10 protein-coding genes are annotated in these 12,686 nt (G+C 69.0%); 7 read left to right on the top strand and 3 right to left on the bottom strand.

Translation table 11 applies throughout. The features are described 5' to 3' along the window. The gene (locus NWF34_RS05350) at positions 1–957 is read right to left on the bottom strand and encodes an asparaginase (RefSeq protein ID WP_096274092.1); all 957 of its coding nucleotides are present in this window, start codon (positions 955–957) and stop codon (positions 1–3) included. A 283-nt stretch (positions 958–1,240) separates the two neighbouring features. On the opposite strand from NWF34_RS05350, the gene NWF34_RS05345 reads away from it, so the two are divergent. Continuing rightward, on the top strand, positions 1,241–1,723 hold the full coding sequence (locus tag NWF34_RS05345) for a hypothetical protein (RefSeq protein WP_191835012.1): 483 nt from the start codon (positions 1,241–1,243) through the stop codon (positions 1,721–1,723). 43 nt (positions 1,724–1,766) lie between these two features. Here NWF34_RS05345 and NWF34_RS05340 read toward each other — a convergent pair whose 3' ends face one another. Continuing rightward, on the bottom strand, positions 1,767–2,711 hold the full coding sequence (locus NWF34_RS05340) for a hypothetical protein (RefSeq protein ID WP_006438688.1): 945 nt from the start codon (positions 2,709–2,711) through the stop codon (positions 1,767–1,769). Between the two features lie 40 nt (positions 2,712–2,751). Between NWF34_RS05340 and lspA the strand changes: the two genes are divergently transcribed. The 5 genes from lspA to NWF34_RS05315 all read left to right on the top strand — a co-directional run bounded on the left by lspA (position 2,752) and on the right by NWF34_RS05315 (position 10,168). Continuing rightward, positions 2,752–3,432 (top strand): signal peptidase II, encoded by a 681-nt coding sequence (lspA, locus tag NWF34_RS05335; RefSeq protein WP_051995453.1) that lies wholly within the window; start codon positions 2,752–2,754, stop codon positions 3,430–3,432. Beyond that, positions 3,425–4,351 carry an RluA family pseudouridine synthase gene (locus NWF34_RS05330; RefSeq protein WP_006438690.1) on the top strand — a complete coding sequence of 309 codons (927 nt, stop codon included), beginning with the start codon at positions 3,425–3,427 and terminating at the stop codon, positions 4,349–4,351. Before lspA ends, NWF34_RS05330 begins: the two co-directional genes overlap by 8 nt. Before the next feature lie 86 nt (positions 4,352–4,437). Next, on the top strand, positions 4,438–5,862 hold the full coding sequence (locus NWF34_RS05325) for a serine/threonine-protein kinase (RefSeq protein ID WP_096274088.1): 1,425 nt from the start codon (positions 4,438–4,440) through the stop codon (positions 5,860–5,862). A 192-nt stretch (positions 5,863–6,054) separates the two neighbouring features. Next, entirely contained in the window at positions 6,055–9,600 is a 3,546-nt protein-coding gene (gene dnaE / locus NWF34_RS05320; protein WP_096274086.1) for a DNA polymerase III subunit alpha, read from the top strand. 298 nt (positions 9,601–9,898) lie between these two features. Then, a complete protein-coding gene (locus NWF34_RS05315; protein WP_040005061.1) occupies positions 9,899–10,168 on the top strand; it encodes a hypothetical protein in 270 nt (89 codons plus the stop codon). On the opposite strand, the gene NWF34_RS05310 is transcribed toward NWF34_RS05315, so the two are convergent. Beyond that, positions 10,111–11,103: an SMP-30/gluconolactonase/LRE family protein gene (locus tag NWF34_RS05310; protein ID WP_040005062.1), complete on the bottom strand. Its 993-nt coding sequence runs from the start codon at positions 11,101–11,103 to the stop codon at positions 10,111–10,113. The genes NWF34_RS05315 and NWF34_RS05310 overlap by 58 nt on opposite strands. A gap of 186 nt (positions 11,104–11,289) precedes the next feature. On the opposite strand from NWF34_RS05310, the gene ilvA reads away from it, so the two are divergent. Then, positions 11,290–12,669, top strand: coding sequence for a threonine ammonia-lyase IlvA (gene ilvA / locus NWF34_RS05305; RefSeq protein WP_006438538.1), 1,380 nt, complete (start codon positions 11,290–11,292; stop codon positions 12,667–12,669). Positions 12,670–12,686 lie beyond the last annotated feature (17 nt).

Raw genomic sequence — 12,686 nt, 5'->3', positions numbered from 1 at the left:
TCACGTCCCGGACGCGGAGAAGAACTCGGCGATGGCCTCGGGGCTCGAGCGTGCCGTCAGCAGCGCGATCAGCGCCATCCGGGCCTGCGGCGCACGCAGCCACGGTGACACGATCGCGCCCGCACGATGCAGGTCGACGGCGCCGCCCCCACCGCCGTAGGTCGCCGACACCTCGCCGTACGGCACCCGACTCGTCACCACGACGGTCACCCCGTGCGCGACCGCGAGCACGACCTCGGCGGTGATGTCCGGATGGGTGTTGCCCGAACCCGTCGCGGCGAGCACGATGCCGGCGGCGTTCTGCGCGACCGCGGCCGCGATCAGCCCGGGCGACACGCCGGGATACAGCGCGAAGGTGTCGACTCGCGCGGTCCGGCCGATGGGGATCTCGTCGGTCAGCACCGGACGCGGCAGGTCGGTGCGCACCGAATCGAAGGCGGCGGTGTCGGTCGTCGACACCTTGAACAGCCCGCGGGCCGGCAGGACGCGGCCGCCGGCGACCACGAGGACGCCGCGACCGCGCGACTCCGGGTCGCGGACCGCCGCCAGGGCCGCGCCGAGGTTCCGGGGACCGTCCGCGTGGGGGTGGTCGGCCGGCAACTGCGCGCCGGTGAAGACGACCGGCCGCTCGTCGAGGCAGTAGAGATCCGCCAGGAAGGCCGTCTCCTCCATCGTGTCGGTGCCGTGGGTCACCACCACGCCGTCGACCTCGGGGTCGGCGAGCGCCTCGGCGATGGACCGCACCACCGCGAACTGGTCGGCGACGGTCATCGCCGAACTGTCCACCGACATCAGGTCGACGCTGCGAACGGTGCCCGCGCCGGTGTCCCCGGTCGCCGACAACAGGTCGTCGGCACCGAGCGCGGGCACGGCACCGTCGGCGGTGGTCTGGGCGGCGATGGTGCCACCGGTGGTGAGCAGCACGGTCGACCGGGCGGGCGGCGGATTAGCGGTCATGGACGTCAAGCCTCACGGCACGTCGCCGGGCCGTCAAGCACCGTGACCGCGTCGAGCCCGCTGGCATCTCCAGGAGCCGTCGAGCGTCGTCGCCCACGGCGTGGAACCCGGATGTCGCGGCTGCGTTTGGCATAGTGGTGTGGGCTGTCGCCGGGCTCGCCCGGCAGACCCCATCGGCGAACCACGGGAAAGCGCCCCGGCGCGCCCACGTCCACAGACATAGTGAGGGAGATCGTTGAAGTATCGGAAGTTTCTTGGCGCGACCATGATCGCGGCCGCATTGATGACCGGCGTCGCCGCCTGCGGTGGTGACGACAGCGACGCACCGCCCGCCCCGACCCTGACCAGCACCGCCGACGCCGCCGCCGGCGGTGACACCGGCTCCGCGATCACCAACGGTGACAAGCCGCCGTCGATCGCCGCCCTCAACGAGCTCGTCGCCACCGCCGTGGACCCGAAGGTCCCCCGTGACGAGAAGATCGTCCTCGTCCAGGGTTCGGAGAAGGATCCGGCCATCTTCGACGAGCTGGTCAAGGCCCGTGCGGAGAACTCGGACGTGGACTGGGTCCTGGTGAACCCGGTCATCAGCTCCGGCCCGAAGAAGGCCCGCGTCAAGGTCCGCATCGAGACCGCAGGCAACCCGCCGACCAACGCCGAGTCGACCATCGTCTACGACGACGGCCGCTGGAAGCTGTCCAACGAGACCGTGTGCAACCTGCTCGGCCTGTACCAGGTCCAGAGCGCCATGTGCAAGCCTGCGAGCTAGGCAGGCGGCCTCTCGGCTGACCCCGGGGAAACCGGGTTGTCCCTCACCGCCAGGTGACGGTCAACCCGGTTTTCTGTACCAGGGGACGCGACGGGTCCGCCCCGACGAGTTCGCGCGCACCGGTGTAGGTCAGCTCGCCGCCGACCGGGAGCCCGCGCGTGAGGTCGACTTCCACGGTTCCACCGCCTTCGGAACTGAACCGGCTGATCGTGAGCGTGTCGTTGCCGCCCGGGATGGCGAACACCGAGTTGACCGGGGTCTCCTCCGCGGAGAACTGGATGGTGAGACGGTTGCCGTCCCAGGCCGAGAGTCGTGCGTCGATCGTCTGCGTGACCGTCGCGGCCGCCGAGATGACGCGTTCGGTGCGCCACCTGGCGCCCACCGCGATCGGTTCGGTCGGCAGTGCGATCGAGGTGTTCAGCGCCGTCACCAGGGACTGTTCGACCGCCAGGCGCGCTTCCTCGCCCGCCTGCTCCGGCGGGGCGAGACGCAACGCGACGGGTGCGAGCCCGGGACCCGTCGTCAGTCCGGCCTTCGTCCCGGCCATCGCCGGCAGTTGTCCGTTGAGGGACGCATCCGGCGAGGTCACGGTGCCCAGCTCGAGTTCCACCTCCGACCTGTCGGTGCAGGAGAACCGCGCGGTCAGCGGTGTCTCGACGGTCTCGGCGTCCGCCGACCCCGGCGAGGCGACCTCGGAGGTCGTCACCAAGGTCACCGACTGTGTGGAGGAGGTGTCAGGAGCGGGGGAGGCGACCCGGCGCTCGCCTTCACCTGCGTCGACCAGCGTGACCGTGGCCGGCGAGATCGGCACCGGCGCCGCTCCGGCTGCCCGGGAGGGTGATTCGTTCACACAGCCGGCCGAGGTCGCCGAACCTGTGCCGGTGTCGTCGTCGGAGTCCGACGAGCACCCCGCGACCAGCACGGACACCGCCGTGACGACTGCGCACGCGGAGACAACGGACCGGAACAAACGACGATGCGAGGACACGGGTAGCCAGCGTATTCGACCGGTCGTGGACAATGAGGCTGTGGATGACCAACCCCTGACGGATTCCGGCAACGCGGATCCGCGCGGCGCCCGCTCTCCGGACGCCGACCGCGATCAGGTCCGATCGGACGACGCGACCCCCGGACGACGCTTCTCCAAGGTGACCGCAGCGCTCCTCGGCGTCGCGCTCGTCGTCATCGGGCTCGATCTGCTGACCAAGACCATCGCCGTCGCCACCCTCGATCCGCAGCGCCCGATCGAGATCATCGGCGACGTCGTCACGCTGCGACTCGTGCGCAACAGCGGCGCCGCCTTCTCGCTGGCCTCGGGATACACCTGGGTCCTGACCGTCATCGCACTGATCGTCGTGGCCGTCATCATCCGCTACAGCAGTCGACTGAACTCGTGGGGATGGGCGATCGGTCTCGCGCTCGTGCTCGGCGGCGCGATCGGCAACCTCATCGACCGCATCTTCCGCGCACCGGAGCCGCTTCAGGGCCACGTCGTCGACTTCGTCTCGGTGGGCTGGTGGCCGGTCTTCAACGTGGCCGACTCCGCCGTGGTCTGCGGGGCGATCCTGCTGGTGGCCCTGTCGGCCCTGGGCTTCGACTACGACGGCAGCCGCACCGGGTGGGCGGCCCGGCGTGACCGGCATCCCGACGACACCGGCAGCACCGACAAGACCGACGGCAACGAGGACGGGGGCAGTACCCATGCGTGAATCACGCGTCGTACCGGTACCCGACGGACTCGACGGCATGCGCGTCGACGCGGGCGTCTCCCGCATGCTGGGACTGTCGCGCAACGTCGTGGCCACCCTGGCCGAGGACGGCGACGTCCTCGTCGACGGGATCGTCGTCGGCAAGTCACACAAGCTCGCCGCGGGCACCCTGCTGCACGTCACGCTGCCCGAACCCGAGGAACCGCTGCGGGTCGAGCCGACGCCGGTGGAGGACCTCGAGGTGATCTACCACGATTCCGACATCGTGGTCGTCGACAAGCCGGTCGGAGTGGCCGCGCATCCATCGCTCGGCTGGAGTGGTCCCACCGTGATCGGCGCGCTGGCCGCCGCCGGGTTCCGGATCTCGACCTCCGGCGCGCACGAGCGGCAGGGGATCGTCCACCGCCTCGACGTCGGAACCTCCGGCGTCATGGTGGTCGCCGTCTCCGAACGCGCCTACACGCTGCTCAAGCGGGCGTTCAAGCAGCGGACCGTTTACAAGGGCTACCACGCCCTCGTCCAAGGACATCTCGACCCGCCGTCGGGCACCATCGACGCGCCGATCGGCCGGCATCGGGGCAACGACTGGAAGTTCGCCGTGACCGCGAACGGCAAGCCGAGCATCACCCACTACGACACCCTCGAGATGTTCGCGGCGGCGTCGTTGCTCGACGTCCACCTCGAAACCGGCCGTACGCATCAGATCCGCGTCCACTTCGCGGCGCTGCACCATCCGTGCTGCGGCGACCCGACCTACGGTGCGGACCCGGTCCTGGCCCGCAGGCTCGGTCTCGAACGACAGTGGCTGCATGCGCGGACGCTGCGTTTCGCGCATCCCGCGGACGGTCGCACGGTCGAGTTCACCTCGGACTATCCAGAGGACCTCCAGCACGCACTCGACGTCCTGCGCGCCACCTGAGCATCGGGTCGGGCCTCGCCGGAGGCGTTGCATTCGTTCGGCCGTCAACCGGCGACATCGTCGGTGAACTCGCCTAGATTGAGAGAGTGTTCGAGCCTGGAACGGTGATCGCCGGGTACCGCGTCGAGCGACTCCTCGGCAGCGGCGGCATGGGCGCTGTCTTCCTCGCCCGGCACCCGGAGCTCCCCAGGTATGACGCACTGAAGGTGCTGAAGGACTCGGCAGGCTTGACCGACAACAACTTCCGGCGCCGATTCCTCCGCGAGGCCGAGGTCGCGGCCACCCTGGACCACCCGAACATCGTGACCGTCTTCAATCGCGGCCGGGCGACGGTCCCCACCGCGTCCGAGACCGGTCGGTCGGATGTGCTGTGGATCGCGATGCAGTACGTGCCGGGCACCGACTGTGCCCGTGAGCTCGCCGACATCGGGAGATTCACACCGTCGCGGGTCGCGCACATCGCGTCGCAGGTCGCCCGCGGCATCGACCACGCCAACCGCCGGGGTCTCACCCACCGCGACGTCAAACCCGGGAACATCCTGCTCGCCGAGGTCGACGAGGACTCGACGGTCGAGGAACAGCGGGTGTTGCTCACCGACTTCGGCGTCGCCAAGATCTCCGACGAGACCGAGGCCCTCACCTCGGTCGGCACCGTGCTGGCCACCCTGTCCTACGCCTCACCGGAACAGCTGATGGGACGGACGCTGGACGGTCGTAGCGATCAGTACTCGCTGGCGGCCTCGACCTTCCACCTGCTCACCGGCCGGGTGCCGTTCGACGACCGCGACACCGGCGCGGTCATCGGCGCACACCTCAAGGACCCGGTGCCGCGGGCATCCGAACTCGTCGCCGGGTTGCCCACCGGGGTCGACGCGGTGATCACCAGGGCGATGGCGAAGACACCCGAGGAGCGGTTCGCGAACTGCCGCGAGTTCGCCGACGCACTGACGGCGAGTCTCCGGCACGTGCCTCGACCGTCGGTTCCCGACGCCGAGGCCGTCACCGTGCGCGGACTCTCGCCGCGCCCGGCCGGCGGGAACCATCAGGCCTCGCGAAACCAACCCGGGCCGATGCCGGCCACACGTCGCGCGGTTCCGCCGCCGGCGCCGGGACGTCCGTACCGCGGCGGACCTCCGCCCGCCCCGCCCGGCGGGGAGGCGACGCGGCGGGCCGCACCCCGGCCGAACCCGGATCGGCGTGCCGGTGAACGCCCGTCCGGGGACAGGCAGCCGCGAGACCGGCCGGCACCACCGCGTCCGGCCACCGGAGCCGATCCCGCCGTGTGGCAGCACCCACCGTCCGGTCCGCACCGCCAGACCAACGACCATCTCCGCGCCGCGGGGTCGGGACCGATGGGACGGCCGCCGGGTGGTGCACCGTTCCCAGGCGGGCCGATGTCGTCCGGCGGTCCGCGTCCGTCGTCGAGCCCGAACCGCCTGCCCCTGGTGCTGGCAGGGGTGGCGGCCGTGCTGCTGATCCTGATCGTCGTCGTGTTTCTCGTTGCGCTGTAGCCCGACGTGGATCGGGGTGTGCGCGAGGCGGCCATGCTGTCACAGCTGTCCCATTCGTCACCGCCCGGAGTGCCTCCCAGGAGGTGTCGGTGGGCGCGCCTAGAGTAGACCCGGACTCGGCGACCGGCGGCACGAGATCAGCGTGCGCATGATCCCCGCGAGACAGCAACCAGCGAGCACAGAAGAGGCACAGTGACGGACTCGTTTGTTCACCTGCACAACCACACCGAGTACTCGATGCTCGACGGTGCGGCCAAGGTGTCACCGTTGTTCGCCGAGGCCAAGCGGCTGGGCATGACCGCCATCGGCATGACCGACCACGGAAACATGTTCGGCGCCAGCGAGTTCTACAACACCGCGATCAAGAACGACATCAAGCCGATCATCGGCATCGAGGCCTACATCGCGCCGGGTTCGAGGTTCGACACCAAACGCGTCCAGTGGGGCACGCGTGAGCAGAAGAGCGACGACGTCTCCGGTTCGGGCGCGTACACGCACATGACGATGGTCGCGGAGAACGCGACCGGCCTGCGCAACCTGTTCAAGCTGTCCTCGCTCGCCTCCATCGAGGGTCAGCTCGGCAAGTGGGCGCGTATGGACGCCGACGTGATCGCCCAGTACGCCGAGGGCATCATCGCGACCACCGGCTGCCCGTCCGGTGAGGTGCAGACCCGTCTGCGTCTGGGGCATGACCGTGAAGCCCTCGAAGCCGCGGCGAAGTGGCAGGAGATCTTCGGCAAGGAGAACTTCTATCTCGAGCTGATGGAGCACGGACTCGAGATCGAGCGCCGCGTGCGCGACGGTCTCCTCGACATCGGCCGCAAGCTCGGCATCAAGCCGATCGTCACCAACGACTGCCACTACGTCACCAAGGAACACGCCGCCGCCCACGAGGCGCTGCTGTGCGTGCAGACCGGCAAGACGCTGTCCGACCCGACCCGCTTCAAGTTCGACGGCGACGGCTACTACCTGAAGTCGGCCGCGGAGATGCGCGAGCAGTGGGACTCGGTGGTCCCGGGCGCCTGCGACAACACGCTCGAGATCGGTGAGCGCGTCGAGTCCTACAAAGATGTCTTCACCCACCGCGACCGCATGCCGGTCTTCCCGGTGCCCGACGGCGAGACCCAGCAGACCTTCTTGCGCAAGGAGGTCGCGAAGGGACTCCAGGAGCGTCGTTTCGCCGGTACCGAGGTGCCGCAGGAATACCTCGACCGGGCCAACTACGAGCTCGACGTCATCATCCAGATGGGCTTCCCCGCCTACTTCCTCGTGGTCGGCGACCTGATCCGCCACGCCCTCGAGGTCGGCATCCGAGTCGGCCCGGGCCGCGGTTCGGCGGCCGGCTCGCTGGTCGCCTGGGCGCTGGGTATCACCAACATCGACCCGATCCCGCACGGACTGCTGTTCGAGCGATTCCTCAACCCCGAACGCGTGTCGATGCCCGATATCGACATCGACTTCGACGACCGTCGTCGAGGCGAGATGGTGCGCTACGCGACGGAGCGATGGGGAAGCGACAAGGTCGCCCAGGTCATCACCTTCGGAACGATCAAGACGAAGGCCGCGATCAAGGACTCCGCGCGAGTCCAGTTCGGCCAGCCGGGGTTCGCGATCGCCGACCGCATCACCAAGGCGCTGCCGCCGCCCATCATGGCCAAGGACATCCCGGTCTGGGGCATCACCAACCCCGAACACGAGCGCTACGGCGAGGCCGCCGAGGTCCGCACGCTCATCGAGACCGACCCGGACGTCAAGAAGATCTACGACACCGCGCTCGGCCTCGAGGGCCTGATCCGCAATGCGGGCGTGCACGCCTGTGCGGTGATCATGTCCTCGGAGCCGCTGACCGACGCGATCCCGGTGTGGAAGCGCGCCCAGGACGGCGCGATCATCACCGGCTGGGACTACCCGTCGTGTGAGGCCATCGGACTGCTGAAGATGGACTTCCTGGGTCTGCGCAACCTCACCGTCATCGGTGACGCCCTGGAGAACATCAAACTCAACCGCGGGATCGACCTCGACCTCGACTCGTTGCCGCTCGAGGACGAGAAGACCTACGAACTGCTCGCCCGCGGTGACACGCTCGGCGTGTTCCAGCTCGACGGCGCGGCCATGCGCGAACTCCTGAAGATGATGCAGCCGACCGGGTTCGAGGACATCGTGGCCGTCCTCGCGCTGTACCGGCCCGGTCCGATGGGTGTGAACGCACACACCGACTACGCCAAGCGCAAGAACGGTCTCCAGGAGATCCGGCCGATCCACCCGGAGCTCGAGGAACCGCTCAAGGAGATCCTCTCCGAGACCTACGGTCTGATCGTCTACCAAGAGCAGATCATGCAGATCGCGCAGAAGGTCGCCGGCTACTCGCTCGGACAGGCAGACCTGCTCCGTCGCGCGATGGGCAAGAAGAAGAAGGAGATCCTCGACGAGGCCTACGACGGCTTCGCGGAGGGCATGCGCAACAACGGATTCTCGCAGGCGGCGATCACCGCGCTGTGGGACACGGTGTTGCCGTTCGCCGGTTACGCGTTCAACAAGTCGCACGCCGCCGGCTACGGCCTCGTCTCGTTCTGGACCGCCTACCTCAAGGCGAACTATCCCGCCGAGTACATGGCCGGTCTGCTCACCTCCGTCGGCGACGACAAGGACAAGGCGGCCATCTACCTCGCCGACTGCCGCAAGCTGGGCATCACGGTTCTGCCGCCGGACGTCAACGAGTCGCAGCGCAACTTCGCGGCCGTCGGCGCCGACATCCGCTTCGGTCTCGCCGCGATCCGCAACGTCGGTTCGGGCGTGGTCGGCTCGATCATCAACGCCCGTGAGGAGAAGGGGAAGTTCACCAGCTTCTCCGACTACCTCGGCAAGATCGACGTCACCGCCTGCAACAAGAAGGTGACGGAATCGCTGATCAAGGCCGGCGCGTTCGACTCGCTCGGCCACCCGCGCAAGGGGCTGTTCCTCGTGCACGCCGAGGCCGTCGAATCGGTCATCGGCACCAAGAAGGCCGAGGCGATCGGTCAGTTCGACCTGTTCGGCGGAGGGGACGACGCCGCGGATCCCGGACTGGCCGAGGTCTTCGCGGTCAAGGTGCCCGAGGAGGAGTGGGACACCAAGCACAAGCTCGCGATCGAGCGGGAGATGCTGGGTCTCTACGTCTCCGGGCACCCGCTGGCCGGCGTCGAACACGCCATCGCCGCGCACACCGACACCTCGATCACGTCGCTGCTGGAAGGCAACATCTCCGACGGTGCCCAGATCACCATCGGCGGCATCATCTCGTCGGTGACGCGCCGGGTGAACAAGAAGGGGGAGCCGTGGGCCGCGGTCACCCTCGAGGACATGGTCGGTGGCGTCGAGGTCTACTTCTTCCCGCGCGCGTACGTGGCGTACGGGATGGACATCGTGGCCGACAACATCGTGCTGATCAAGGCCCGGGTCAACCTGCGTGAGGACAGCATGATGATCAGCGCCAACGACCTGGCCGTTCCCGATCTGGAGACCGCGGGAGCCACCAAACCGGTCGCACTGACACTGTCCGCGCGACTCTGCACCCCTGATCGGGTCCAGGCGCTCAAGCAGGTACTCACGCGCCATCCGGGGATGGCGGACGTGCATGTGACGCTCGTCAGCGACAAACGACAGACGCAGCTCAAGCTGACCGAGTCCCTACGTGTGGCGCCGAGTTCGGCCTTGATGGGCGACCTGAAAGCGCTGCTGGGACCGAGCTGCCTGGGCTGACCTGCTGGTCGAGCCGTGTTCTGCTGGTGAAGCCGCTCCCTGCTGGTTGAGCCGGTAGCGAGCGCTGGCGGCGAGGCGTGTCCTGCTGGTTGAGCCAGAGGAGCGCTGGCGGCGAGGCGTGTCCTGCTGGTTGAGCCGGTAGCGAGCGAAGCGAGCCACCGCGTCGAAACCGCCCGACCAGAACACCGACAGGGTCCCCGTCACCAGGATTTCGGTCCACCGAACATTTCTCTTCGCTGTGGCGCTATACTCGACGCCACGTCCAGTAGCGCCCAGCCGTAGAGGGGAGTGTTCGCAGATGACCACGATGATCGGCATCAACGTGCACCGTCCGGTTCGGCGCGCGCCGCGCACGATCGACGTCTTCGGCATCGAGTGGCCCGCCCACAAGGCTCACGCCGTCCTCGCCGGCATCGCCACCGCCGTCGTGACCCTGCTGATCCTCGGATCGTTACAGGCCACTGCGTGGGCGACGGCGGTGGCAGTCCTCGCGGTGTGGTGGGGCGAGCGCTACCTGGCGGGGAATGCGGCGGTCGCGCCCCGATCGAATCCGCCCGGGATCTCGTAGATCCGTCCGTCGAATCCGGCCCGGTACAGGCGCCCGGCGGAGAACCCGCGGTCGCCGCGACCGTACGAGAGAACGCTCGAGGTCGACAGACCGGTCGCCAGCACGCAGTGACGTCCGGGAGAGGTGATCCGGACGATCTCGCCGGTCGCGTTGAACGGCACGACCGGCCGGTCCCGGGAATCGAGGGTCAGCCCATCGGGAGTCGACGGTGTACCGACGCCGAGCAGACTCTGCACGTTCCGCGGGTCGGCGGTGGAGATCCGGCTGACGCCCGGGTTCACGAATGTCCGCGAGACGTAGAGCCAACGGTCGTCGCGGCTCAGGACCGCGCCGTTGGCGCTCGGCAGGGCGCCCCACGCGGCGTTCACGGCACCGCCGGGTGAGACGCGTCCGATGAGGTTGCCGAAATCATTGGTGGCGTAGACGTTTCCACGCGCGGACACATCCATCCCGTTCGCCGCGGACAGGCCGGTCACCCACGGACGGAATGCGCGTGTGTTGACGTCCAGACGGCCGATGGACGCGTGCCGCAGCGCATCGCCGACGAACACGCGCGGATCGGCGCCGTACCCGACGAGCAGGGTCCCGTCGGGCGTCCAGGCGAGTGCACCCGCCCCGCTCCCACCGGGCACGCGGGCGATCGGCACCGCCGGTGCACCCGGCCCGGACAGCCGATACACGCGCCCCGAGACGAGATCGGTGGTGTAGAGGCGTCCACTGGCGTCGACCGTCAGGCCTTCGAGTGCGGCACCCGGCACGACGCCGACGAGCCGTGCGGGAGCGGCTCCCGGACAGAGCGGCGCGGCCGAGGCGGGGGCGGGGCCGACGGCGGTGGCGAGACCGAGCGCCACGGCGGCGGCCGATGCGCCGGCGGCGATCCGGGTGAGGCGAGAGGTGCGCCGGCGCCGGCGCCGGGATGGGTGGCGAGATGTCATGACTGCTCCCTGGTCAGGTGGCGGGCCGTGCTGCTGCCGTGATCTCGCCCGGTCTTGCGCACGGGTGCGGGGCGACGAGTGGCTCCGCGGGTATACCCACCCGTCCGTCAGGGCAACCCCGGCACCCACCCGCCGTGTCGGAATCGGTGCACCCGGACGGTCCGAACGATCCTGCGCAGTGAGAACATGGCAGTCGTGAGTACGCACCACGTCCCCGTTCACCAGCACGGTCCGGCACTGACCCTCGACGCCATCGAGTCGGCGTCGACGCGAATCGCCGACGCGGTGGCGCGTACCCCGCTCGAGGCCTGCCCGCGACTGTCGACGTCGGGCGCGCAGATCTACCTCAAGCGCGAGGACCTGCAGACCGTCCGCTCCTACAAGATCCGCGGCGCCTACAACGTGATGGCGCAGCTCTCGGCCGACGAACTGTCCCGAGGTGTGGTCGCGGCCAGTGCCGGAAACCACGCGCAGGGAGTCGCATTCGCGTGCCGGAGCATGAAGGTGCCGGGACGGATCTACGTCCCGACCACCACCCCGAAACAGAAGCGCGACCGGATCGCCTGGCACGGCGGTGAATTCGTCGAGCTGAAAGCGATCGGGGACACCTACGATGCGGCCGCTGCCGCCGCACAGGCCGATGTGATGCGCACCGGGTCCGCGTGGATCCATGCCTTCGACGACCCGCGGACCGCGGCCGGTCAGGGAACCATCGCACGCGAGATCGTCGAGCAGCTCGGCCGGATGCCCGACGTCGTCGTCGCACCGGTCGGCGGCGGCGGCTGCCTGGCCGGCATGGCGACCTACCTGCGTGGGCTCTCCGCCGAGGTGGCGATCGTCGGCGTCGAACCGACCGGCGCCGTGTCACTGAGCGCGGCGCTCGTCAACGGCGGGCCGGTCACCCTCGACGACATCGACCCCTTCGTCGACGGCGCGGCGGTGAAGCGGATCGGCACCATCGGACACCGGGTGATGTCCGAGCTCGGCGCGAGCGTCAGCGATCATCCGGTCCTGGCGAGCATCTCGGCGAACCCGGCCGTCCGGGTCATCCCCGACGGCCCGGTGTCGCCGACCCCGGGCTCCGCCCACATCACACATGTGGACGAGGGCGCCATCTGCTCGGCGATGCTGGAGCTGTACCAGAACGAGGGCATCATCGCCGAACCCGCGGGAGCGCTGGCGGTCGCTGCACTCGACAAGCTGCGGCTGCCCGCCGACGCGGTCGTCGTATGTCTGGTGTCCGGCGGCAACAACGACGTGTCCCGCTACGGCGAGATCATCGAACGCTCGCTGGTGCACCGGGGCCTCAAGCACTACTTCCTGGTCGACTTCCCTCAGGAGCCGGGTGCGCTGCGCCGTTTCCTCGACGAGGTCCTGGGACCGGATGACGACATCACGCTGTTCGAGTACGTCAAGCGCAACAACCGCGAGACCGGTGCCGCACTGGTCGGTGTCGAACTCGGCACCCCGGATGACCTGGGCGATCTGATGGACCGGATGTCGCGTTCCCGCCTGCACTGCGAACGCCTCGAGCCGGGGTCGCCGGCCTACGAGTACCTGACCTGATCGTTTATGGCCGGGAC

The sequence above is a fragment of the Gordonia sp. GONU genome, assembly GCF_024733855.1.
Classification (GTDB): Bacteria; Actinomycetota; Actinomycetes; order Mycobacteriales; family Mycobacteriaceae; genus Gordonia; species Gordonia amicalis.
The sequence above is the reverse complement of the archived record's forward strand: the minus strand, read 5'-3'. Positions and strand labels throughout refer to the sequence as shown.